Raw genomic sequence first — 24909 nt, 5'->3', positions numbered from 1 at the left:
GCCTCCTATATATAAATAAAATTAATTTTCTTTTTTACATATTTTAATAATTTTATTGTTTAGATAAAATTTTTAGGATTTAAATTTTTTATTGTTAATAAATTTTCAGGTATTAATTGTTAGCTTAATAAATTAATATAAAATGTTATAGTAATTTTACAAAAAATCCCGCTATAATAACTGAGGCTATAGTTACAGTGGTGAATCCTGCAACAAGCATTTTAGGAAGTATAATATCAATTGCATATTGCTTTTCCTCATCGTTTTTACATATAGATTCAATAGCTTCATGAGTTAATATATAATTTGCAGGGAACCCATATAGAGCAGTTAGAGTACATACAAAGGCCATTTCTTTGGAAAAACCAAATATTTTACCTAAAATAACAGAAACAATATACATACCAATAACCCCTAGTATTATAATTCCAAACAAAGGTATTGCTATTTTACCTAACATAGCTGGTGTAGCTTGAGAAAGATTAGCAAATATAAAGGCCATTACTACAGTCATTATGAATCCGAAAGCGTTAGCTTTATTTAAAGATTGTTCTTCTAAAAATCCTAATTCACAACCTATAACTCCTAATATTAAACAAACAACAAAATCATTAATATGAACTATAGGGGCAATTTTACAAGCAATCCATGCAACAAGACCTAATTTTAATAAAATCATATAAGGAGTTTGAAATTGTTTAGGTAAAGGAGGAATAAGTTTTTTCTTAGTGTTATTTTTAATAGAAAAAGATTTACTAGGGGAAGATTTTTGGTTTTTAAAATCTATAAGTACTCGTTTAGCTTCTTTTTTTAGACAAATTGCTGATATAGGATATCCAATAAAACCTTGCATTATATACATACAAGTAGCAAGTAAAGCAACTGTAGGAAGACCCTTTTTAGCTGCTGTTTCTGCCATTAATATTGAAGCCACAATTCCACCAGTGAGTGGAGGAGTACCAGCTACAACTGCTTTCCATCCGAAAAATGCTTTTCCTATTGTAAGAGTCATTAGGCATATACCTAAAACACCGCCTAAAGATATTAAGACTGTTTTCCATTGAGATAATAATTCTTTTAAACTCATAAGAGTACCCATATGAACTAATATTAAATACATAGATACATAAACAATTGGTTTGGCAAAAGATCCTCTTGCAATAAGATCCTTTGGAAAGAAAGTCCAAAATCCAACTAAAAATAGTACAGCAGATACAAAAACAGAAGGAACAAAAGCTTTAGTTTTCATAGAGATAATTTCTCCAATGGTTAAAACTAAAAGTATAATAGCAAATGATGCAATCAAACTAAAATTCATAAATAACTTACCTCCTTTTTAAAAGGGAATTGTAATACTTAAGGAATATTAAAATAAATAACTAGCAATTTTAATATGTCATTTAATTTCCTGTTTTAAAATTAAAAGTAAAATCATTTTATTATGAGGAGTATAATGGAAAAATTATTATTAAAAATTATAAAATTTAATATTTTAATTTATAATATGTATAGATTTAAATAAAGATAACATTTTTTTATAAAAATTATTAAACTTTTAGTATTAATAGGGTTAATAAAGTGGTATTTGATAGAAAAATAGGGTAAAAATGAATTAAGAGTTTTAGAAATAAATGTTAAAAAAGTAGTTAAAAAATTGAAGAATATCAAAATGGAAAAAATTTGAATAAATATATTCAAAAACGACATAGATGAATAGAAGGGGTAGAATTGAACTTTATAATAAATAACTATTTTATTTATATAAAATAGCTTTATATAATAGAATTCTAAAAAATAAATATAAGAATATTGTTTTGTTTAATATAAAATAAAAAAAGTAGTGATAAGACTCACTACTTTTTTTACATCAATATAATTTATTTATGAAAGTATTTTTTTATTATTTAATTTGAAAAAATAATAAAAATTCATCAGATTATTTTCTATTATTATTTTTATATAAGATAATAAATAACAAACCAGTAATTATTTTATAGAAATCTTATTGTTTTCTATAAGTTTTTTAAATTGTGGTAAGTAATGAATATTTTCTCTTATTATATCATCTAAAACTTTTTTACATATGCTACTTTCAACTAAAGGATGAACAAGTAAAGATTGAAGAGCAGCAGCATAATCTCCATGAACACCAGCTTCTACAGCTAGGGCTTCATATTCATTAACAGGTTGAAGTATTCCTTTTATTTTAGATGGAAGAGGTTTAACATTAAGTGGATGAGCTCCTTCTTTGTCAACATAGCAAGTTCTTTCAATAACAGAATCATTAGCAATACAACTTATAGTACCGTTATTTTGTATATTAACATAATGGATAGTTCCTTTATCATTGTAAATAGCACTAATTAGTTCGCAAGCAGCATCAGAGTAATATTGACCTCCACGGTTTTCAAGTTCTTTTGGCTTTTCTTTTAAATCTGGGTTTTTATATAATTCAAATAAAGCTTTTTCAACTTTTTTTACTACTTCTCCACGAGTGCCTTCTTTTTTAGAAGCTTCCATTTCTTCTTTTAACATAGTATTTGTTAAATAGTAGTATCTGTGATATGGACAAGGAAGCATACCTAAAGATTCTAATAAATCTTTTCCCCAATCAAGATCTGGTATATTTTTAGCAGTGTAACCTTTTCCAGCAATTAAGTGTTTTAAAACTTCTTTAATTTTACTTTCACCTTTGTATATAACATCTCTTCCCCATACAAGATGGTTTAATCCTACTAGGTCCATTCTTATATCTTCTTTTGATACATTTAATACATCAGCACTTAACATATGCATTAATATTGGAACATTACAAAGTCCAATACATTTTACATTAGAATGTTTAAGCACAGTTTCTGTTATTATTCCACTTGGGTTAGTGAAATTTATAAGCCAAGCATCAGGGGAAAGCTCTTCTATATCTTTGCAAATATCTAATATAACTGGAATAGTTCTTAAAGCTTTAGCAAGACCACCAGCTCCAGTAGTTTCCTGACCAATACAATTATATCTTAGAGGAATTTTTTCATCACGGATTCTAGCTTCTAAAAGTCCAACCCTAAATTGAGTAGTTACAAAATCAGCATCTTTTATTGCTTCTTTTCTATCTAAAGTAAGATGAATATTCATATCAACCCCAGCATTTTCAACCATTCTTTTAGCAAGATTACCAACTATATTTAGTTTTTCTTTGCCTTCTTCAATATCAACTAAATACAAGTTTTTAACAGGAAGTTCATTATATCTTTTTATAAAGCCTTCAATAATTTCAGGAGTATAACTACTTCCACCACCGATAACAGCTATTTTTAAACCTTTTTTGTTTGACATATAAAAATACCTCCAATTTATTTATTTTAGAGTAGGAAAATATCCTGAGGAAACTTTTTATTTTTAAATATCTATTGTTATAACCATGTCATAAATATCTGCTCTATAATAGTTAAAAGTATATTCAATTACAGTATCTTTTGAATTAGTTATTCTTTTACGTTTTAATATAGGATCATTAATATTAATTTTTAAAAGTTTGCTAAGATCTTCATCGCAAAGTATAGCTTGAATTTTTTCTTTTGATTTTGTAGGCCTATATCCATTACTACTTAAAAGTTTATATATGGATTCAGAAGTTAAATCTGTATCTAATAGATTTGGACATAAGGAATAAGGAACATAAGATTTTTCTAGATTAATAATTTGGTTATCAGCAAGTCTTAATCTTTCTGTAAAAATTACTTTATCATTTTCTGAGATATTTAATTTTTTACATAGATCTTTGTCTGGGGTAATTAAATCTTGAGTTATTACTTTACTTGAAGGGGTCATACCTTTATCTTTTATTATTTGAGTAAATCCTTTAAGACCAGGAAAGAAGTCTACTTTATGTTTAGAAACAAAAGTTCCTTGTCCTCTTTTTCTATATAAAATTCCTTCTTCCACAAGGTTATTAATGGCTTTACTTATAGTCATTCTGCTTAAATTTAATTTTTCACTTAATTTTCTTTCAGATTCAATTTTTTCATCAACTTTAAAAGTACCATTTTCAATTTTTTCTCTAATTAAGTTTTCTAGTTGATAATATAGTGGAATGGGACTATTTTCATCTAATTTCATAGTAATTAACTCCTTATAAATTTATGTAATTATGCTCTGCATAGAATGAATTAGTTATTTTACTTTTTGTTTTTTCTAGTAAATTTGTTTTATATACTTAAAAATAATAAAATATATATTTTAAATTTTCCATTAGCTTCTAAATAGCTTGTTAGTAAAAATAATTTAAATTAAAGCTATACTGGATAAGTGGACTATACCACTTACTTATAATATATCAGACTATGAAAATCATAGCAAGGAGAAAAAGATAAAAAAATTAGAAAGTTTTATGAAATATATCATAAATAAATAGTAAGGGTATTATTATATTTAAATTTAAAACTGAATTATAACTTGTAAGACAAATAGAATATATTAATAAATATATAAAATAAAAGAAGAATTATATTTTTAGTATATAGTTATAAAAATATAGAATAAAGCATTCATGCGAGGGGGATTAATATTGACTTCAAGAGAAAAAATGCTAGCAGAAGGGAAGATTAATCATGTACTAAAAGTATTGGCAGTACCTGCCACTATAGCTATGTTTGTAAATGCTATGTATAATATTGTAGATACAATTTTTATTGGTAGAGGCGTAGGGGCTATGGGAATTGCAGGAGTTGCAATTTATTTACCTATCCAAATGTTTATGATAGCTACTGCTCAGTTAGTTGGTATAGGTGCTGCCTCTTATATATCAAGATTAATTGGGGAAAGAGATTATAAAAAAGTTAATTTAGTAGCAGGAAATGCGATGATTTTAATGATACTTATAGGAGCAGTTTTTACAACAATTGGTCTGATTTATATTGATAAAATCTTAATATTATTTGGGGCAATAGGGAATATATTTCCTTATGCAAAAGAATATGCTTTTATAATGATATTTGGAATATTGTTTCATCCTTTTGTAGTTATGTGTTGTGCTTTAATTAGAAGTGAAGGAAATACAAAAGATGCTACTTATTCTATGTTTTTAGGTTTTTTATCTAATATAATATTAGATTATTTTTTTATATTTCCTTTAAATATGGGAATAAAAGGAGCAGCTTTTGCAACAATTTTAGCAAAGTTTTTTCAGTTAATATATATAATTTTCTATCTTAATAGTGGTAAAACTATATTCAAAATAAAGTTAAGTGATTTTAGATTACAAGGTTCTATTATTAAAAATATTGTATCTATAGGAGCTTCAGCTTTTATTTTAGTAGGAGCAGAAAGTATTGTGGCAATTGTTATAAATAATTCTTTAGCATATTATGGTGGAGAAATATATTTATCTATTTATGGGATAATATATAAAATAATACTATTTACTTATATGCCTTTAAGAGGAATTACACAAGGTATACAACCTATAATTGGATATAATTATGGTGCAAAAAAATTAAATAGAGTAAAAGAAACTGTTAAATTAAGCATAATTATTACAGTTATTATTGGAACAATTTCTTGTATATTAGGAGAGTTATTTCCTGGGGTAATTGTTTCTATATTTACAATAAATAAAGAAATTATTTTAAAATCAAAAGTCATATTAAGAATTGTTATGATTTTTATACCCTTAATGGGAGTACCGCTTATAGCAACTACTTTTTATCAATCCATAGGAAGAGTAGGGCAGTCTTTATTTTTTTCTTTGCTTCGTCAAATAATATTATTTATACCTCTAGCTTTAATTCTTCCTAATATAAATAATTTAAAAGTTTGGGGATTGTGGTTTTCTTTTCCTATAAGTGATTTTTTATCAATGATTATTACATCTATGTTTTTATTAAAAGAAGTTAAGAAATATAAAAAGAAAATTTAAAAGTAAAAATGGCTTATAAATATTTGATAGTATTTATAAGTCATTTTCTCTTTTTATTTTATGATTGAACAAAAAGGGAAAATACTTTATTAATCTAGCTTAAAAAAAGTACATATTATTTTATCTCTCTACAAAAGCTATATTAGGAGGTGAAGTATTATGACAATACAACTTACTGAGAAAGAAAGAATGTTTTTAGAAGATGCAAAAATTAATGAAGAAGTTTGTATTCAAAAATATCAAAATTATTCAAACCAAGTGAAAGATCCAAAATTACAACAAATTTTAAGTAAACTTGCAGGAGAAGAGCAGGAACATTATGATACTTTAGATACTTTACTAAAAGGAGAAGATCCTAAGATAAATGTTCCTAAACCACAAAAGCCAAATCAAAATAAGCAAGTTACAATAGAAAATAACATTCAAGGGGTTATGAGTAATAAAAAAGATGAAGTTATTTGCAATGATTTATTATCTACAGAAAAATATGTAGCAGGTACATATGGAGATGATGTATTTGAATCTTTTAATCCTATAGTAAGAGAAGCAATGCAGCATATTCAAAAAGATGAGCAAAAGCATGGTGAAGAAATATTTAATTATATGTATAGCAAAAATATGTGTAATGTAAAATAAAAAATAAATTTAAAAAAGTCTTAGATAGAATTAATCTAAGGCTTTTTATTCTATAAAATTATAAAGCATATTATTTTAAGAGTAATTTATAAATTTACATATTTATTTTTATATAATAAATTTCAAATATATTGAGGAAATAATAAGTATTGAAGAAGTATATTATAGTTCTATTTTAGAGTTTTAATATATGTAATTTAATTAATTAGAATTAAAAAATATAGCATAGTATAAATGGATTATTTTACAAAATAGATGTTTATAATTTGGCAATAAGTATATGTATAATTTAAAGTATATAGATTAAAAAGGAGAAATACAAAAATGAAAAAATATAAAATACTTTTAGTTGAAGATGAAGAAAGTATAAGAGATATTTTATCTTATTCACTAAAGAAAGAAGGATATTATGTAATTGAAGCTCCAAGTGGAGAAGATGGAATTAACAAATTTGAAGAAAATGATATAGATTTAATAATATTAGATTTGATGCTTCCAGGAATTAGTGGGTTTGAAGTTTGTAAAACTATAAATAGTAAATATAAAGTACCAATAATTATGCTTACTGCTAAAAATGATATTGTAGATAAGGTTTTAGGATTAGAATTTGGAGCAGATGATTACATAACTAAACCTTTTGACATAAGGGAAGTTTTAGCTAGAGTAAAAGTTTGTTTAAGAAGGATAGAAGAATTAAATGAAATTAAAGATAAGGATAATAGTGAACTAAATAATACTATACAGATTAAAGATAATATTAAAATGTTTAAAGATAGAAGACAAGTGATAAAAAATGATATTAATATAGAATTAAAACCTAAAGAATTCGATTTATTATGTTTTTTAGCAGAAAATAAAAATGTAGTTTTTTCTAGAGAAAATCTTATTGAGAAAATATGGGGATACGATTTTTTTGGAGATACTAGAACTGTAGATGTTCATATACAAAGATTAAGGAAAAAATTAGACGATTCTTCAGAAGAATCAATAATAAAAACATTATTTGGAGTAGGATATAAAATGATTTAGAGGAGCAGCTTATGAGGATATCTATAAGATATAAATTTATAATAGTACTTTTATCAATATTTTGTATAGGATTTACTTTAATAAGTTTTGTTACAGGAGATATAATATTTAAAAACAATAAAAAAATAATAAAAAATGAACTTTTAAAAGAGCAAAGAGATAGTACATTTTTTATAAAACAATATTTAGAACTTAATTTTATAGAAGATACCGCTGATAGTTTTGAAAAAAATAGTGAACAAATATCATTAGCTCTATCTTCAAAACTAGATGAAAAAGTTGTTAGTTATTCTAAAGACGGAATATTTTTATTTGATACTATTTATAAAGATGGAAATATTTATAATAGTAATGGAGAGAAAGTTCAAGATAACAAAGAAGATTTAAAATCTGCTAAAAATGGTGATGCTTCTTATTCAATTTTGAAAATGAAAGATAAATTTATTATCTCCTTTTCCAATCCTATATATATAAACAAAAAAATGATTGGAATAATTAGATATACTAGAGATTATACTAGTATATCTCAATCAGGAAATGAACTTCTAAAGCTTATTAAAGGAGCTATATTAGCTATATTTATTATTATATTTTTGTTTATATTAATTTTATCTAATATTATAGTAATTCCAGTTATAAAGTTAAGTAAAGCTTCTAAAGAAATATCAAAAGGTAATTATGATTTTCCAGTAGAAATAAAATCTAGAGATGAAATAGGAGAGCTTACAGAAAACTTTATTGACATGAAAGAATGTATAAAAGAACAAATAGATACTATAGAAAAAGATAAAAATAAATTAGAAATTTTACAAAAACATAGAAAAATATTTTTTGATAATGCTACTCATGAAATGAAGACTCCACTTACAATAATATCTGGGTATGCCCAAATTATTGGTGAAAAGGGATTTGATGATAAAGAGTTTTTTTATAATGCTATAGAAAAAATAAAATATGAAGCAGATAAAATGTATAATATGACTTTAAATTTATTAGATATGTCAAAATTAGAATCTAATATAGAAGTGGAATATAAAAATATAAATATATCCCAGATAGTTAATAGGGTATGTGAGGATATGACTATAAAATCCAACAAGTATAATATTAGTATAGATAAAAAAATAGAAGAAAATATTTATATACTAGGAAGTAAAGAACAAATAAGAAGAATGATTATAAATATTATAGACAATTCTATAAAATATAGTAAAGTAAACACAAAAATTGAAGTAGAAATGAAGTTAAATAATAATGAATGTTATATAACTGTAGAAGATGAAGGAGTAGGAATAGCAAAAGATAAGTTAGATAAAATATTTAAGCCTTTTTATAGAGTAAATAATAATTTAAGAGAGAAAGAAAGCAGTGGCTTAGGACTTTCTATAGTAGATAATATAGTTAAATCTCATAGGGGAAAAATAAAAATAGAAAGTGAAGAGAATCTGGGAACAAAAATTAGTGTAATAATTCCTGTTAATTTTTTATAATTTAGCAATATCTATTTAAACTGGGGCAATAAGTTTTAGTTAATATATAGTTGTAATATTAATAAGGGAGGGTTAAAAATGAAAGGCAAATTAAAAATAAGAGCAATATTAACTATGATACCTGTAGTTTTAATTGGAACAACTTATATAGTAAATAGTTATCTAAAAGATTATACAGATTATTTAAATGAGAATAATGTAGTAGTTACGGAAAAATCTATGGCAAGCAAAATTACTGAAAATAAGCCACTGGAAATAGTTCAAAAAAGAGAAAATATTAAAGGAATAAATCATGTATTAGGAGTTATATCAGAGGATGAACTTTTAATAAATCTAGGTATAACTAAAGATGAATATATGAAAAAATATAAGGATAAAGATATTACTGATATGAACCCTAAAGAATATGAACAAGCACAAAATGATGTAGATGGTAAAGTATATAAATTAAATTTTAAAACTTTAGAAAAAAGTCCATTAAAAAATAAAAATCAGGATATAAATAATTATAATTTACATACATATATTTCTCCTGATTATAGTAAGTTGTATTATAATAGTGCATATTATACTGGAATTGATTCAAAGGGTAAAAATGGTAAAATATTGAATTTTGATTATATATATAATTTAAAAGATAATACTTCAGTTTCAGTTGATAAAAAAATTATTGGTAATTGGTCAAAAGATGGAAAATATTTAATAGGAAAGAAAAATTGGCTTGATGGTGATGTTAGTAAAGATGAGTATAAAAAAATAAGAGAGAAAACAAAACATACTTTATACCTATATGACATAAAAAATAAAAACACAAAGGAAATTAATATTGATCCTAATGTAGTTAGTACAGTAGAATATGGTTACTATTATAAATATGGAAAAGAAATTTACTTTGGAGGAGTTAAGGTTAATAAAGAAAATGAAAAATCTGAGAGACAGGGTATATTTAAAGTTAATATAGAAACCAAAAAGGTTGATGAAGTTATGATTTTACCTAATGATACTAAGCTTAATCCAAGTGAAAATTATATAGGATTTCAAAATTATAAATTTATAAATGGTAGAAAAAATATAATTTTTAATGGAAATGTGGATGGTAAAGATGGAATATTTAATTATGATATAGAAAAAAATAAATTTACTAATCTTATTCCAAATGTAGGAATAGAAACAGAAATAAGAGGAGCACCTAGTTTTTGGATATCACCAGATAAAACAAAAATAGCTTATCTAACTCAATCAAAAGAAAAGCATTTTTCAAGAAAGCATAATTTATATGTAGCTCGTATTAATGATAATAATATTATTAATAGAATCCTTTTAAAAGAAAAAATATATATAGGAAATACAAAAGATTCAGTTCAATGGAGCAGAGATGGTAACACAATGTCTTATGTTATAATAAATCCTGACTCTATAGGAACTAATACAGTAAATGGTAATAACTCTTTGAATGTAGTTAAATTTAAAAAATAATTACAGATAGATCTGTAAATTTGCTTATAAATTAGATACATATTATTTTAGCATTTGTTAAAGCTAAGTTAGAAGATAACAAAATAGGAGGAATTTTATTTATGGTTGAAACAATGCTAAAAAATAAAATGTATCAAGAATGCATAGAAGTTTGTTTTGAATGTGCTGAAATATGCGAACGTTGTGATAACGAATGTTTAAGTAAGAGTAACACAGAAGAAATGAATAATTGCTTAACTAGAGATTGTGCTGATATTTGTAATTTAGCAGGTCAGTTTATGTCAAGAGATAGTGAATTTGCAACAGAAATTTGTTCTATATGTTCTAAAATTTGCATAGAATGCAAAGAGGAATGTTCAAAACATAGTGAAAGTCATTTTAGGGATTGTGTTGAAGTTTGTAACCGTTGTTCAATAGAATGTAAAACTATGGCTGAATAATTTAAAGGGATATTTCAAAAATTTGAAATATCCCTTGTTGTGTACTAACTAATCACAATATAATATATTAATTTATTCTTGTAAAGTTTGGATTTTTTATAAATTGAGATACGATAATAAAAAATTATCTTTTTAATTTAATCTATCCATTTAACTATTTTATCTATGCTTTGTCTTGTCTTAGAAAATTCTGGATCATTTTCTCTGTATCCAAAGGCTACCATGCAAGATACTCCAAATTTGCTTGTATCTAAAATAGTTTCATCTTCTAATAATTTTTCTACTTTATCTTTATTAAAGCCTTCTATTGGACAAGAATCTATACCAATTTGAGCTGCAGAGGTCATCATATTAGCTAATGGAATATAAGTTTGTTTAGAGGCCCAATCAAAAATATTTCTTTCATTTTCTAAAAGCTTAAAATCTTTTTCTTGAAAATCTTTATAAAAATTTCTTTTCATTTCTACTACATCATTAGGAAGTTTTTGAACTTCTTTCATAAAATTATCAATATAATTAGAATCGTACTTCATGTCCGATATTTTTCTTGCTAATATAATTACAAAATGGCTTGCATCTGGAAGCTTATCTTTAGCTCCCCAAGCTATAGGAGCTAATTTTTTCCTTAAATCTTTATTTTGTATTATTAAAAATTTCCATGGTTCAAATCCAAAGGAACTAGGAGAAAGCCTACCAGTTTCTAAAATAAAATTAAAGTCATCATCAGAAATTTTTTTATTCCCATCAAATTTTTTGCATGCATGACGGAAATAATAAGAATCTATAATCTGTTCTTTCAAAGTTTTCATTTTAATACCTTCTTTCTAATATAATAATTATTTTTGAGCAAAATACTATTAAAAGTGTTAATTTAATTTTTAAAGATTATTAATAAATATCTGTAGTTAAATGATTATTTTTATTAACTAAATATGATATTATTATATATAATAATTCTAATAAAAGAAAGTATGCACTTTATTGTAAGATACTATACTAAAGGTAAGTATAAGGGATGTTTTAAAATATTAGAAATATGCTAAGTTAATTAAGTGCATATAAGGGGGATAACAATGGAAAAAAGAGATTACACTAGAATAACTTGTCCTATGGAACTTACAATGCATATGATTGCTGGAAAGTGGAAGCTAGTTATACTATGGCATTTAGCAGTAGATGAAGTTAAAAGATATGGTGAAATTAAAAAAAGTATACCTAATATTACACATAAAGTGTTAAGTTCCCAATTAAAAGAATTAGAAAAAGATGATTTAATAATTAGAAAAGAATATCTTCAAGTTCCACCTAAAGTTGAATATTGTCTTTCAAAAAAAGGTAAGACTTTAATACCTATTTTAAATGACATTTTTAAGTGGGGACAAAAATATTTATAATTCACTAAGGAAGAATATGCAAGCTTTCTTATATGATTAATTTAAAACTAAGGATGTGATATTTATGCTTAACTATATAAAAGATGAGAACAATAATTTTAATAATTTTGTAGATGGTAAATGGGTTAAAAGTGAAAGTAATAAATATATTGAGATACATTCTCCACTGGATGATTCCTTAATAGGAAGAGTTCCAGCTATGAGTAAAGAAGAAGTAGATTTTGCTATAGAATCTTCCAAAAGAGCTCAAATGGATTGGAAAAATAAAACTATAAATGAAAGAACAGAAATACTTTACAAAGCAGCAGATATTTTACTTGAAAATATAGATGAACTTTCTCATCTTTTAATGATAGAGATTGGTAAAGATAAAAAAAGTGCAAAATCTGAAGTGTCAAGAACTGCTGATTTTATAAGATTTACTGCAGATACAGCAGAAAATTTATCTGGAGAGACTCTTCCAGGAGATAGTTTTCCAGGTTTTAAGAATAATAAAATTTCCATAGTAAAAAGAGAACCTTTAGGAGTAGTTCTTGCAATTTCTCCTTTTAATTATCCAGTGAATTTATCAGCATCTAAAATAGCACCAGCTTTAGTTGCAGGAAATACTGTAATACTAAAGCCAGCAACTCAGGGAAGTCTTTCAGGATTATACTTAGCTAAAGCTTTTGAAGATGCAGGAGTTCCAGCTGGAGTTTTAAATACAGTTACTGGTAAAGGAAGTGAAATAGGAGATTATATAACTACTCATAAAGGAATAAATTTTATTAACTTTACAGGAAGCACAGAGGTAGGAAAGAGAATATCTAAAATAACAACTATGGTTCCACTTCTTTTAGAACTTGGAGGTAAAGATGCTGCTATTGTTTTAGAAGATGCAGATTTAGATTTAACTGCTAAAAATATAGTTTCAGGTGCATTTTCTTATTCAGGTCAAAGATGTACAGCATTAAAAAGAGTTCTAGTTATAGATAAAGTAGCAGATAAATTGGTAGAGAAGATAGAAAAAAATATGAAAAATCTTATTGTAGGAAATCCCCTAAAAAAAGATTCTAATATAGTTCCTTTAATAAGTAATAAAGCAGCTGACTTTGTTTGGAATCTAATTGAAGATGCAAAACAAAAAGGGGCTGATTTATTAACGGGAGGAAAAAGAGAAAAAAATTTAATTTATCCAACACTTTTAGATAAGGTAACTTTAGATATGAGAGTAGCTTGGGAAGAACCTTTTGGACCAATACTTCCTATTATAAGAATAAAAGATAAGGATGAAGCCATTAAAATAGCTAATGAATCACAGTATGGACTTCAAAGCTCTGTTTTTACAGAAAATATTAATGACGCCTTTTATGTTGCTGATAAACTAGAAGTTGGAACAGTTCAAATAAATAATAAAACTGAAAGAGGCCCGGATCATTTTCCATTCTTAGGAGTAAAAGCATCAGGAATGGGAACACAGGGAATAAAATATTCTATAGAATCAATGTCTAGACCAAAGGCAACTATACTTAATATAAATAATAATTAGTAAAATAAATTCTTTATTTATTTAAAGTGAAAATAAATAAACAAATATTTTAAAAAATAAAAAACAATTCCAATTTTATATGTGGAATTGTTTTTTTATGCTTTTGTTTTTTTAGAATTTAATAAATTTATTAGGATTAATTAAAGATAATGAAAATATAGTATGTATATGGAGAATATTAAATAGAATATTAATTAAAATATAAAAATAAGTTATAGATGAATTTTTAATTATAAGAAAATATGATTAGACCAAATATGATATGAAATGATACAATTAGACTAAATATTACAAAATTTAGAATTGTTTAATTAATCTTAGAAAAGTAGATTTAAAATAGAGTCTATAAAAGATGTTTAAGATAAAATTGTATTATTGGAAGCATAAGAATTTTAAGGGGATGCTGATTTTGAGTACTAAAGTAAATATAATTTCTGGATTTTTAGGAGCAGGAAAAACTACTTTCTTAAAAAAAGTTATTTCAAATATGGAAGGTAAAATTGCTTTAATTGAAAATGAATTTGGAGATGTTGGAATTGATGGGGATTTAGTTAAAAATAAATTTACTGTGAAAGAAATATATGCTGGTTGTATTTGTTGTAGTTTAGTAAACGATTTAAAAAAAGGAATAAAAGAATTAATTTTAAATTACAATCCAGATAATATATTTATAGAGCCATCTGGCGTGGGAAGCTTATCACAGATTGTAAAGTCTTGCGAGAATTTTTCGCAAAATTCTGATTTTGATATAGAAATAAACAACTTAATAACTATTGTAGATGTAAGTACATTTCAGGATTATTCAGAAAACTTTGGAAGTTTCTATTTAGATCAAATCAAAAATGCTAATATCATTTTATTTAGTCATATTAATGAAGTAGAACATAATGAATTTCAAACAGTAATTTCAAAAATAAGATTATATAATGAGAAAGCATTTATTCTTGAGGAAGATTGGTATTTAAATGATGGCAAAAATATAATTGAGATAATAAATGGATTTAAAACTTGTAATGTTGAAGTAAAGGAAAAACGTAGATTGCTTCCAGCAAGTAGAGTATTTAATACTGTTTCATGTAGTAACTTAAGAGTTTTTTCAAAAGAGGAGTTTGGCAAAATATTAAGTTTTTTTAGTAGCAAGGAACATGGATTTATTTTAAGAGCAAAAGGGATGATACAGCTTAAAAATAATAAATTTATTTATTTTGATTATACTCCCTATCATAATTCTTTAAAGTATCTAGACAAATGTGATGAGACAAAAATAGTTGTGATCGGTAATAAATTAAAAAAACAAGAAATATTAGAAATTTTCAGGTGAAGATTCGGAGGAATTAATGTGGGGAAAATTATTGATTTTAAATGTACATATCAAAATTCTGTAGGAATTAATCAAGAAGTTACTAAGAAATTAAGTTTGAAATTTCCTGAAGCTTATAAAAATTGGAATAGTATGGCTTTGATATCAGAAGAATTAAAAAAATATGATGGTGAAGCATTCTGTACCATGCCTTTTTGTCATACCGTTGAAGGGGAAGCAATGGGTGGAATTATCAATTTAGGGGATGAAAAAATAGGACCAAGAGCTAAAGACTATATTTGTAAAAAAGCAGAGGATATATTAAATTTACCCTCAATTGATTATTCAAAGGGAAGAATAGCAGAAGTTTTAAAGGCTTGTAAACATTTAAGAGATAAAGGTGAAAATGTGATGCTATATGTTTCAGGGCCTTTTACAATTATGAATGTTTTAATTGAGCCACGTTATATTTTTAAAGTTTTCAGGAAAAATCCTGATGTCATGCAGTCCATATTTAATAAATTTCAAAATGAAATATTAATGTTTATAAAAGAAGCTGAAAAAGTGGGAGTTAATATGATAAGCTATGCTGACTCTTCTGGTGCTCTAAACATTTTAGGACCTAAATTTTCAAAGCAAACAGTAGAAATGTTTACTTATCCTTTATTAAAAAAAGTAGAAGAAGTTATTAAAAATGAAACAATAGTACTTCTTTGTCCAAAGACAACTTTTGCGTTATTAGGAACAGATAAAGCCCAGTGGAAAGATATAGAACTTGGACAACCTATGAAATATTCTGAAGCTTGTATTAAAACTATTGGAAAAGCAAAATTTGTAGGTCAAATGTGTATTAAAAATAAAGGTTTTAATCTTAAAAATGGAATAATTAAAACAATTAAGCTTCTTTAAATTTAACATAGGTACCACTTTTGTTGAAATTTATATTTAGAATTTTTTAAGTGTAGATTTATTTGAGGTTAATAAATTATAGATATTTATTTCAAATCCAATTTATATACAGAAGAACTTGTAGAGAATAACCTATTAAATATTTTACTTATGGAGGTTGATTATATGCACAAAGAGGATAAGATGACGCCAAATGAGAGACTAAATGCATTTATGACAGGACAACCTATGGACAGAATTTTAGCAATGCCTGTTGCTTGTTCCATGTCAGGGCTTGCACTAGGAATGACACATAAAGAAAAAAGAAGTACAGCATTAAATGAAGCAAAAGCCCAAATTGCTTGTTATGAAAGGTTTGGAAATGACTTAACTGTTGTTGAATATGGTTTGCATGGTGTAGGTGTAGCATTAGGAAGTAAACTAAGTGACCCAGAAGATGCAGTACCAGCTGTCATTGATTATGTTTTAAAAGATTTAAACGATGTTGATTCCTTAGATATGTCTAAATTAGAACTTAAAAATGATAAAGCATTTCAGCTTCATTTAGAAGCAGGGAAAATACTGATAGATAAAATAGGCCATGAAGTTCCAACAGGTGTTTTAATAACAGGTCCCTTTACTGCAGCTGCCAGTGTTTATAAAACAGAAAACTTATTAAGGGCAACTAGAAAAAATCCTGAAAAATTACATGAACTTATTAGGTTTTGTACTGATGGATTAAAAATGATATATAAAGAATTTATAAAAGAAGGTATGCTTATTTTACTATGTGATCCAATAGCATCTGGAACAATTATTAATAAAAAACAGTATTTAGAGTTTGTATTGCCATATACAATAGAGCTTATGAAGGAGATTCATGAGGCAAAAGGTATGGTTTGTTATCATATTTGTGGAGATACAACATCAATAGTAGGGGAAATGGTTAAATCTGGTTGCGATATGATAAGTATTGATAATAGAGTAGATCTTGAATATACAAAAAAAGAAATAGGAGATAAGGTACCGATTCTTGGTAATGTAGACCCAGTGGAAAAATTAATTTTAGGAACTACAGAAGAAGTAGATTTAGCAGTGAAAAAATGCATTCAGAAGGCCTATGACAGTCCTTGCGGGTATATTTTAGCATCTGGATGTGATCTTTCAGGTAGTGTTCCACTTGAAAATATAGATCAATTTATGGAATCTGCTAGAAAGTATGGTAAATGGCCTTTAGATCCTAAAAATTTTTCTTGAATATAAAATATTAGAAAGAATTAATTAAGAGCTATAGACATGTTATTGTTTTTAAATATAAGAAAATGAAAAAATAAGTTAGGAATTTATAATATTTTGTTAAAGGTATATGTTTATTAACTAAGGAGGAATTACAATGTCAATATCAAAAGAGGAGTTATTAAAAAGATTATCTGATGGTGTATTAGAAATGGAAGAAGATGATGTTATAGAGGCATCTAATGAATACTTAAGAACGGATTATTCAGTAACAGAAGGTATTTTAGATGGACTTGTAGATGGAATGAATCGTGCAAGTGAGCTTTATGATGAAGAAGAGTATTTTGTTACAGATGTATTATTATGTTCTGATGCAATGTATGAAGGTTTGTCAGTTTTAAGACCGCACATCCCTATTGAGGAAATAGAAAAAGAAAAATTAAAAGGTGTAATTGGAGTTGTTGAAGGAGATACTCACGATATAGGAAAAAATCTAGTTAAGATTATGCTTGAAACAGCTGGATTTGAAATGATTGATTTAGGAAGAGATGTTCCATTACAAAGCTTTGTAGATAAGGCTAAAGAAATTAATGCAGATTTTGTATGTATGTCAACTTTAATGACAACAACAATGGGAGGAATGGGAAAAGTTGTTGAACTATTAAAAGAAGCTGGCATAAGAGATGAAGTTAAAGTAATTATAGGTGGAGGACCAATATCACAGAAGTTTTCAGATATTATTGGAGCAGATGGATATTCTACTAATGCAGTAGAAGCAGTTAAACTAGTGAAAAAATTACTTAAGGTGGCATAGAAAGAGGTGATGATATGATATCTCCCAAAGAACGATTAAATAGGGTTTTAAAAAAAGAAAAAGTTGATAGACCTCCTTGTATTTGTCCAGGAGGAATGATGAATATGATAACAACAGAGCTTATTGAAAGTCTTGGAATTGATTTTAAAAAAGCTCATACAAATCCAAAAATCATGGCAGATTTAGCAAAAGCATCTTATGAAAAGGGTTGCTTTGAAAACTATGGTGTTCCCTTTTGTATGACTGTTGAAGCAGAAAGTTTTGGAGCAAAAGTAGATATGGGAACCAATATTTATGAGCCTCATGTTATAGAATATGTAATTGATTCTGTAAAAGAATGGAGAAACATTATTGGATATGATTATAAAAATGAAAGAGATAAAGTAGTTATTGATGCAATAAAAATTTTAAAAGAAGAAAAAAATAATGTTCCAATTGTAGGGAATTTAACTGGACCTATAAGTACTGCAAGTTCTATAATGGAGCCTTCTACTTTTTATAAAGAATTAAGGAAATGTAATAAAGAGGCTCATGAATTTGTTGATTTTGTTGCAGATAATTTAATTGATTTTGCCAAAAATCAAATAGAGGCAGGAGCAGATATAATTGCAATATCAGATCCTAGTGGTACAGGAGAAATTTTAGGACCAAAATTATTTAATGAATTTGCAGTGAAATATATTAATAAAATTGTAGATAGTATTCATAAAGAAAATAAAGCTGTAATTGTTCATATATGTGGACAAATGAAAAGGGTTTATAATGAGATGAATGAAATAAAAAGTGATGTTTTAAGTTTTGACTCCATTGTTAATATGATAGATGCAAGAAAAAATTTAAAAGATAGAATATTAATGGGAAATGTAAGTACCTATACTATTGAATTTGGTGAACCTGAAAAAATACAAAGATTAACTGAAAAGTGTATAAAAGATGGATCAAATATAATCTCTCCTGCTTGTGGGCTTGGAATGAAATCTCCTTTAGAAAATGTGAAAGCAATGTGCAATTATTTAAAAAAAGGAGATGGAAAAAATAGTGCCTAAGATTTTTATTAAGAATCAAAATAGAACTTTAGAATATTCAAAAGATAAAAGTTTATTAGAAATTTTACTTCAAAATGAAATATTTGTGAATAATCCATGCAATGGAAAAGGTTCTTGTGGAAAGTGTAAAGTTAAAGTTTTAGAAGGAAACTTAGAAGAAATTTCCGATACGGAAAAGAAACTTTTAAAAAAAGAAGAACTTCATTCAGGTATAAGGCTTTCTTGCTTAGTTACTCCAAAGGAAGATATTGTTATTGAAATTTTACATAAGGAAACTAAGCATAAAATACTTACAACAGGGTATATACCAAAATTTGAATTTAAGCCTTCAATCTATAAAAAAGTTTTTAATATAGAAAAGCCTACATTAGATAATCAAAATTCTTTTGAAGACTCTATTTGTGATACTTTTAATATTAAAAGTATTAATTGGAATATATTAAAAGAACATGAGTTTTTACATGGTAAAGTTACAGGGGTTTTTAATAATAAGGAATTAATAGGTATTGAAATAGGAGACACTAAAGACAAGCTTTATGGAGTTGCAATTGACATTGGAACTACTACAGTAGTAGTTTCCTTAATTGATATGATAACTGGAAAAGAATTAGCTATAGATTCAACAATCAATCCACAGAAGAAGTTTGGACTTGATGTTTTAACTAGAATAACCTATGAATTAGAGAATCCCAATGGATCTAGGGAAGAATTACAAAGTGTAATTGTGAATGCTATTAATAAAATCATTAAAAATATGTGTGGTAAATTAAATATAAATATAAAAAATATTTATGAAATTTCAATTGCAGCAAACTCTACAATGATGCATTTCCTTTTAGGGATTGATGGAACTTATATAGGAAAATCTCCATTTGCACCAATGTTTATAAAATCTAAAAATATAGAATCTAAAGATATTGGATTAATAGGGTCAAATTTTTGTAGGTTATATTGTCTTCCATCAGTTTCATCTTATATAGGAGCAGATATTGTAGCTGGAGCTTATGTTTCAAAACTAGAAGAAGCTAAGAAAAATGTTTTATTTATAGATATAGGAACTAATGGAGAAATAGTTCTATCTAATCATGGAAAACTTTTATCTTGTTCTTGTGCAGCAGGACCAGCTTTGGAGGGAATGAATATTAGCTCAGGAATGAGAGCTGCGGAAGGTGCAATTGAAGATGTGAAGATTACTGAGAAGGGAATTGAAATTAAAGTTATAGGGGATAAAGAGCCAATTGGAGTTTGTGGAAGTGGAATATTAGCTGTTGTAAAGGAGTTAATTAGAACAAAACTTGTAAAAAAAGATGGAGCTTTTATAAAAAAAGAAAAGATAGATGAGTCAGATTACAGATATGATATGATTCAATTAAATGGGCGAAAAAGAGAATTTGTTTTAGATAATAGGGGAAAACAATTGTTAATTACCCAATCAGATGTAAGACAGGTTCAGTTGGCAAAAGGAGCTATTTTATCAGGATTCTATGCATTACTAAAAAAAGCAAATATTGATATGGATAGCCTTGATAAAGTTGTTATAGCAGGTCAATTTGGAGCCCACTTATCTTCTGATAGCTTAGTTGGAATTGGAATATTGCCAAAAGAAGTGGAGAATAAATTAGAATATGTAGGCAATTCATCTAAAACTGGAGCTTATATGTGTCTTATGTCTTCAGATGTAAAAAAGAGAATTGAGAAATTAGCACATAAGATAGATTATATGGAGCTTGGAGCATCAAAAGGATATGAAAGATTATTTGCAGAATGTCTTTTATTTTCACGTTAATATATATGATGGTAACTTTTAAAGGAAATTTGATAGAAGTGTTGATTAAAAAAATTTAACAATTATTAAATTAATAACTTGTACTCCAATCAAAAAATCTGACTTACAAATGTATACTAACAGGAATGGGAATACAGGGAATAAGATATTCTATAGAATCAATGTCTAGACCAAAGGCAACTATACTTAATATAAATAATAATTAGTTTTATTTTATTTAATACTAGATAAAATAAAAATTCATTAGAAAAATTTCTATATAAACTAAAAAGCAATTCCAAGTTTTAAAATATGGAATTGCTTTTTAGTCTATAAATTTTTGAATGAATTTATTAGATTAAAATTAAGGAATTTAAACAATAGAAGATTATATAGAGTTATCTATTAAAATTTTTGTCTTATATATTAATTTTTTATAATATATTTAAATAATATAGCTAAAAGTAACAAAAATATTACAAAATATAACGTTTAGGAATAAAAAACTATATTTGAAGATAGGTGTATACACAGAAATTTTTAGTAATGATAAAATACATTTAATAAATGCAAATAATTTATTAATGATATATATGTTTTGTTAAGTATTTACATAAAATAAATATTTATTTTTTAAGTAAGAAGGAATTATAACAAAATACTTTTACATTTATATAACTTAATAAAATGTATATAGAAATGGGGGGGAGTATAAAATGAATAAGAAAAAAGTAGCAAGTTTATTATTAGTAGCAACAATAATTTCACAATTTACTTTTTCAAGTATTACAAGTGTACAAGCAATGGAAATACCAAAAGAAATTACTAACACTTTTAGTAATGACATGAAAAATTTGATAGATAAATTAGAGGGAGAAAATGATCCAACAAAAGTAAGAGAAATAGTAGAAGATAATATTTTTAATAGAAGTATGCCTATTGAAAAAGTAGAAGAAATAATTAAACAGATTACTAATGCAGCAATTGGAAGTTTTTCTGCTCCAGGGTATGATCAAGCAAAAACTTTTCTTATTACACCACTTATGAATTTAGTTTGGCCCTATGCGGATAACGATTATATTTGGAAAGCAATAAAACCACAAGTACAAAAAATGATTAATAATTCTTTAAAAGACTATGATTTTGGACTTAAAACTCAACAAATAAATGGAATAAGAAATGTATGTGAAGACTATATAAAATGGCTTAATGATGAAGAAAAATCGCCTTCAGAAATTAAAAGAAAATTTACTACTTTGGATAGTTTATTTGTACAGCTTTTAGGACAACTTAAAAGTCAAAATAATAGAGGAGCACATAGAACGGAATTATTGCCAATATATACAATTACAGCTAATTTTAATTTGATTATAGTTAGTGATATGGTAAGACATGCTGAAGCAAGAGGGTATGATTCTAGTACGATAAATGGATACAAAAGAAGACTTAAAGAAAGAATTAATGAATATACTAATTATATTAACACAGTATATAAAGAAGGGTTAGGAAAAAGAATTGAAGATTCTAAAAATGTGTATGCTATAAATGGAAAAGGTGCAAATGGGGATTTGAATGATAACAATAGTAGACATGTAGCAGAAATGACAGCTAAGAAGCAATGGAATTATGTTAATGATTATAAAAGATTTATGCAACTTAATGTATTAGATTTTGCTTCTATGTGGCAGTATATGGATCCAGATATTTATGATAAAAATGTTAGTTTTCAAATGTCAAGAGAAATATATAGTAACATAATTGGTCGTCAAACAGGAGCTACAAATAGAGAGAGTATAAATTTTTCAAGAGGTGGTTATCAAAATGGTGATTATCTTGGAGAATTTATTGGAGCTGATATATGGAGCTACGATAGAATAGATAGAATAACTCCAGTATATAATAGGGGAAATGTGGGCAAAAATTATTGGCCATATTCTCTTGGAGGAAGTGGAGGAACTCGTAGATGGCTTACTGGAAATGGTGATGTGACTGATACTGGTTTAAGTAATCCTAATTCAATAACAAAGGTTGTAGCAGATGCTGAAATTATTCCATGGGGACTTCATTTTGATCATGAAACTGCAACTGGTGAAGAAAATTATGGTTCTTGGTATCATAGAGTTTATGGAAAACCACCAGCTATGAAACGTACAGAATATTCTTATTCTAATAATAAGTTATCTTCTATAAATCCACTTGGTACAAGCACATATCCAGGCAATGAAATAAATGTATCAGGATTTGTATTTGGATTTAGACCAAAACGCTTGACTCCAGCAAATAATGTTGCTAATAATTCAATTTCTGTATTTTCATCTCAAAAATATTTGAAAAAGAATGGTTTTACGTCTCAAATAGAGCATATGTTTGGTGGAAATGCTATGAAGACTTCAAAACAAGGTGACTCTATGACCTATTCATTAAATTCATTATATAATAAAAAATATAAGTTAAGATTTAGAATTTCTTGTAATACTGATTCTAAGTTAGCAGTATATTCAGGAGAGAGTAAAATTGGAGAAATAAATGTAGAGAAAAATAATACAGGAATTCAAGGAGAATATGGAAAATATAAAATTATAGATGGACTTGAAATTCCTTTAAAAGAAGGAGCTAATTTAATAAGAATAGAAAATGCTAATGGAGGAGAAGTTGCTATCTCTAATATAGAATTGAATCCTACCAATATAACAGATGATCCATCTTATATTATAGATCCAGAAAGCGGTGAACAACAAATTGATTCGAGAAATACTGTAACAAATGAAAGTGGAGTTGCAGTAACTGTTACTGTTACAAGAAATTATCCTTAATATGAGCTAAAATAGATAGATTGAATAGAAATCAATCTATCTATTTTTATTGTTTGTATATATTATATTGTAAAAGTAAAAATTAAAAAAATATTTAAGTATGTATAAAAGTTACCTTTTAGATTTATCAATATTAAAGAGTAAGTCTAATTAAAAGGCTTACCCTTTATTTTACTATCACGCCCAAGAAAAACAAGGTAACGCTAGTAATTTTCATGAAAATTTATTTTATTTAATTTAAGAAACACTGTATTAGCTAGAAAGTGCTAATTTATTTATAGCGTAGGCAACACCATTTTCATCATTAGTAGTAGAAATTGTTTTGCATAAATTTTTTATATCAAGGTGAGCATTTCCCATAGCTACAGTATGTTTGCATACTTCAAGCATAGAAATATCATTGTAGCTATCACCTATTGCGATTGATTTATCAAGATTAACTCCTAATATAGAAGACAATCTTTTAAGAGCATTTCCTTTTGAAGCATCTTTATTTGTTATTTCAAAATTATATTCCCATGATGAAACTAGGGCTAGATTTTCCATTTTTTTAAATTTGTTTATTCCTTTTTCTCTTTTTAATTTATCAAAAGAAATACCTAAGATTTTATAATATTTTTTAGTTTTTTCTAGAATTTCTTTATAGTTATTTACAAGTACAAAACCAGATTGACTAAATTGCATTTTTTTTGCATGTTCAAAAGGTAATGTATCTAGTTTAGGGTCATTACTTTTCATTTTATTTATTTCAGTATCTAAAACTCCTTTTATATTAAAGGGAGTGTATAATGCATTTTCTGTTGCTACTTCATAATAATAATTTTTATTATTCAAGTGTGCTATTATTTTATGTGCGTCTTTTTCCTCTATGGTAGATGAGTAAATTTCTTCACCATCAGGAGAATGAATAGCAGATCCATTACCACTAATTATATAAGTTGAAATATCAACTTCTTTACATAAGGAAAGTGCATCAAAATAAGATCTACCAGTTGCAATAACTACCTCTATTCCTTTACTTTGTGCACATTTAATTGCTTTAGCATTTTCCGTGCTTATTTTACTTTTACTATTAAGTAGAGTTCCATCTAAATCTGTTGCTATTAAGTTCATTTTAGCACCTACTTTCTTTTATCTTTATAG

At 26.1% G+C, this 24909-nt stretch carries 20 protein-coding genes; 15 read left to right on the top strand and 5 right to left on the bottom strand.

What is annotated here, in order from left to right; translation table 11 throughout:
- Window positions 1-145: 145 nt before the first annotated feature.
- The 3 genes from ABDZ71_RS08550 to ABDZ71_RS08540 all read right to left on the bottom strand — a co-directional run bounded on the left by ABDZ71_RS08550 (window position 146) and on the right by ABDZ71_RS08540 (window position 4113).
- Window positions 146-1318 (bottom strand): hypothetical protein, encoded by a 1173-nt coding sequence (locus ABDZ71_RS08550; protein WP_343760754.1) that lies wholly within the window; start codon window positions 1316-1318, stop codon window positions 146-148.
- Between the two features lie 668 nt (window positions 1319-1986).
- On the bottom strand, window positions 1987-3330 hold the full coding sequence (locus ABDZ71_RS08545) for a 6-phospho-beta-glucosidase (protein WP_343760752.1): 1344 nt from the start codon (window positions 3328-3330) through the stop codon (window positions 1987-1989).
- A 63-nt stretch (window positions 3331-3393) separates the two neighbouring features.
- A complete protein-coding gene (locus ABDZ71_RS08540) occupies window positions 3394-4113 on the bottom strand; it encodes a GntR family transcriptional regulator (protein WP_343760750.1) in 720 nt (239 codons plus the stop codon).
- Window positions 4114-4561: 448 nt separating this feature from the next.
- Here ABDZ71_RS08540 and ABDZ71_RS08535 point away from each other — a divergent pair, with 448 nt between their 5' ends.
- The 6 genes from ABDZ71_RS08535 to ABDZ71_RS08510 all read left to right on the top strand — a co-directional run bounded on the left by ABDZ71_RS08535 (window position 4562) and on the right by ABDZ71_RS08510 (window position 10982).
- On the top strand, window positions 4562-5911 hold the full coding sequence (locus ABDZ71_RS08535) for an MATE family efflux transporter (RefSeq protein ID WP_343760748.1): 1350 nt from the start codon (window positions 4562-4564) through the stop codon (window positions 5909-5911).
- A 159-nt stretch (window positions 5912-6070) separates the two neighbouring features.
- Window positions 6071-6547 (top strand): spore coat protein, encoded by a 477-nt coding sequence (locus ABDZ71_RS08530; protein WP_343760747.1) that lies wholly within the window; start codon window positions 6071-6073, stop codon window positions 6545-6547.
- A gap of 324 nt (window positions 6548-6871) precedes the next feature.
- A complete protein-coding gene (locus ABDZ71_RS08525; protein ID WP_343760745.1) occupies window positions 6872-7576 on the top strand; it encodes a response regulator transcription factor in 705 nt (234 codons plus the stop codon).
- Window positions 7577-7587: 11 nt separating this feature from the next.
- Window positions 7588-9066 carry a HAMP domain-containing sensor histidine kinase gene (locus tag ABDZ71_RS08520; RefSeq protein ID WP_343760743.1) on the top strand — a complete coding sequence of 493 codons (1479 nt, stop codon included), beginning with the start codon at window positions 7588-7590 and terminating at the stop codon, window positions 9064-9066.
- A 78-nt stretch (window positions 9067-9144) separates the two neighbouring features.
- On the top strand, window positions 9145-10542 hold the full coding sequence (locus ABDZ71_RS08515) for a hypothetical protein (RefSeq protein ID WP_343760741.1): 1398 nt from the start codon (window positions 9145-9147) through the stop codon (window positions 10540-10542).
- Between the two features lie 101 nt (window positions 10543-10643).
- Window positions 10644-10982 carry a four-helix bundle copper-binding protein gene (locus ABDZ71_RS08510; RefSeq protein ID WP_343760739.1) on the top strand — a complete coding sequence of 113 codons (339 nt, stop codon included), beginning with the start codon at window positions 10644-10646 and terminating at the stop codon, window positions 10980-10982.
- Window positions 10983-11119: 137 nt separating this feature from the next.
- Here the strand turns inward: ABDZ71_RS08510 and ABDZ71_RS08505 are convergent, their stop codons facing one another.
- Entirely contained in the window at window positions 11120-11791 is a 672-nt protein-coding gene (locus ABDZ71_RS08505) for an NAD(P)H-dependent oxidoreductase (protein ID WP_343760737.1), read from the bottom strand.
- A 264-nt stretch (window positions 11792-12055) separates the two neighbouring features.
- Here ABDZ71_RS08505 and ABDZ71_RS08500 point away from each other — a divergent pair, with 264 nt between their 5' ends.
- The 9 genes from ABDZ71_RS08500 (at window position 12056) to ABDZ71_RS08460 (ending at window position 23766) form a co-directional block, all read left to right on the top strand.
- Window positions 12056-12376 carry a winged helix-turn-helix transcriptional regulator gene (locus ABDZ71_RS08500; protein ID WP_343760736.1) on the top strand — a complete coding sequence of 107 codons (321 nt, stop codon included), beginning with the start codon at window positions 12056-12058 and terminating at the stop codon, window positions 12374-12376.
- A gap of 64 nt (window positions 12377-12440) precedes the next feature.
- Complete coding sequence (locus ABDZ71_RS08495) at window positions 12441-13904, top strand: NADP-dependent glyceraldehyde-3-phosphate dehydrogenase (RefSeq protein WP_343760734.1); 1464 nt, start codon at window positions 12441-12443, stop codon at window positions 13902-13904.
- Between the two features lie 409 nt (window positions 13905-14313).
- The gene (locus ABDZ71_RS08490) at window positions 14314-15225 is read left to right on the top strand and encodes a GTP-binding protein (protein ID WP_343760733.1); all 912 of its coding nucleotides are present in this window, start codon (window positions 14314-14316) and stop codon (window positions 15223-15225) included.
- Window positions 15226-15243: 18 nt separating this feature from the next.
- Window positions 15244-16113, top strand: a complete 870-nt coding sequence (locus tag ABDZ71_RS08485; protein WP_343760731.1) for a uroporphyrinogen decarboxylase family protein — start codon at window positions 15244-15246, stop codon at window positions 16111-16113.
- A gap of 165 nt (window positions 16114-16278) precedes the next feature.
- The gene (locus ABDZ71_RS08480) at window positions 16279-17349 is read left to right on the top strand and encodes a uroporphyrinogen decarboxylase family protein (protein WP_343760729.1); all 1071 of its coding nucleotides are present in this window, start codon (window positions 16279-16281) and stop codon (window positions 17347-17349) included.
- A gap of 136 nt (window positions 17350-17485) precedes the next feature.
- A complete protein-coding gene (locus ABDZ71_RS08475) occupies window positions 17486-18142 on the top strand; it encodes a corrinoid protein (protein WP_343760727.1) in 657 nt (218 codons plus the stop codon).
- A gap of 14 nt (window positions 18143-18156) precedes the next feature.
- Window positions 18157-19188, top strand: coding sequence for a methylcobamide:CoM methyltransferase MtbA (locus ABDZ71_RS08470; RefSeq protein WP_343760723.1), 1032 nt, complete (start codon window positions 18157-18159; stop codon window positions 19186-19188).
- Entirely contained in the window at window positions 19181-20974 is a 1794-nt protein-coding gene (locus tag ABDZ71_RS08465) for an ASKHA domain-containing protein (protein WP_343760721.1), read from the top strand. Before ABDZ71_RS08470 ends, ABDZ71_RS08465 begins: the two co-directional genes overlap by 8 nt.
- 695 nt (window positions 20975-21669) lie before the next feature.
- Entirely contained in the window at window positions 21670-23766 is a 2097-nt protein-coding gene (locus ABDZ71_RS08460) for an insecticidal delta-endotoxin Cry8Ea1 family protein (protein ID WP_343760719.1), read from the top strand.
- A 252-nt stretch (window positions 23767-24018) separates the two neighbouring features.
- Here the strand turns inward: ABDZ71_RS08460 and ABDZ71_RS08455 are convergent, their stop codons facing one another.
- Window positions 24019-24879, bottom strand: a complete 861-nt coding sequence (locus ABDZ71_RS08455; protein WP_343760717.1) for a Cof-type HAD-IIB family hydrolase — start codon at window positions 24877-24879, stop codon at window positions 24019-24021.
- Window positions 24880-24909 lie beyond the last annotated feature (30 nt).

The sequence above is a fragment of the Clostridium oceanicum genome (assembly GCF_039521385.1).
GTDB lineage: Bacteria > Bacillota > Clostridia > Clostridiales > Clostridiaceae > Clostridium_F > Clostridium_F oceanicum.
This window is presented reverse-complemented; position numbering and strand designations above follow the sequence as displayed.

Excerpts from the sequence above, each read along its gene's own strand:
- ABDZ71_RS08550 (WP_343760754.1), bottom strand. The coding sequence starts at position 1,318 with ATGAATTTTAGTTTGATTGCATCATTTGCTATTATACTTTTAGTTTTA.
- ABDZ71_RS08545 (WP_343760752.1), bottom strand. The coding sequence starts at position 3,330 with ATGTCAAACAAAAAAGGTTTAAAAATAGCTGTTATCGGTGGTGGAAGT.
- ABDZ71_RS08540 (WP_343760750.1), bottom strand. The coding sequence starts at position 4,113 with ATGAAATTAGATGAAAATAGTCCCATTCCACTATATTATCAACTAGAA.
- ABDZ71_RS08530 (WP_343760747.1), top strand. The coding sequence starts at position 6,071 with ATGACAATACAACTTACTGAGAAAGAAAGAATGTTTTTAGAAGATGCA.
- ABDZ71_RS08525 (WP_343760745.1), top strand. The coding sequence starts at position 6,872 with ATGAAAAAATATAAAATACTTTTAGTTGAAGATGAAGAAAGTATAAGA.
- ABDZ71_RS08520 (WP_343760743.1), top strand. The coding sequence starts at position 7,588 with ATGAGGATATCTATAAGATATAAATTTATAATAGTACTTTTATCAATA.
- ABDZ71_RS08515 (WP_343760741.1), top strand. The coding sequence starts at position 9,145 with ATGAAAGGCAAATTAAAAATAAGAGCAATATTAACTATGATACCTGTA.
- ABDZ71_RS08510 (WP_343760739.1), top strand. The coding sequence starts at position 10,644 with ATGGTTGAAACAATGCTAAAAAATAAAATGTATCAAGAATGCATAGAA.
- ABDZ71_RS08505 (WP_343760737.1), bottom strand. The coding sequence starts at position 11,791 with ATGAAAACTTTGAAAGAACAGATTATAGATTCTTATTATTTCCGTCAT.
- ABDZ71_RS08500 (WP_343760736.1), top strand. The coding sequence starts at position 12,056 with ATGGAAAAAAGAGATTACACTAGAATAACTTGTCCTATGGAACTTACA.
- ABDZ71_RS08495 (WP_343760734.1), top strand. The coding sequence starts at position 12,441 with ATGCTTAACTATATAAAAGATGAGAACAATAATTTTAATAATTTTGTA.
- ABDZ71_RS08480 (WP_343760729.1), top strand. The coding sequence starts at position 16,279 with ATGCACAAAGAGGATAAGATGACGCCAAATGAGAGACTAAATGCATTT.
- ABDZ71_RS08475 (WP_343760727.1), top strand. The coding sequence starts at position 17,486 with ATGTCAATATCAAAAGAGGAGTTATTAAAAAGATTATCTGATGGTGTA.
- ABDZ71_RS08470 (WP_343760723.1), top strand. The coding sequence starts at position 18,157 with ATGATATCTCCCAAAGAACGATTAAATAGGGTTTTAAAAAAAGAAAAA.
- ABDZ71_RS08460 (WP_343760719.1), top strand. The coding sequence starts at position 21,670 with ATGAATAAGAAAAAAGTAGCAAGTTTATTATTAGTAGCAACAATAATT.
- ABDZ71_RS08455 (WP_343760717.1), bottom strand. The coding sequence starts at position 24,879 with ATGAACTTAATAGCAACAGATTTAGATGGAACTCTACTTAATAGTAAA.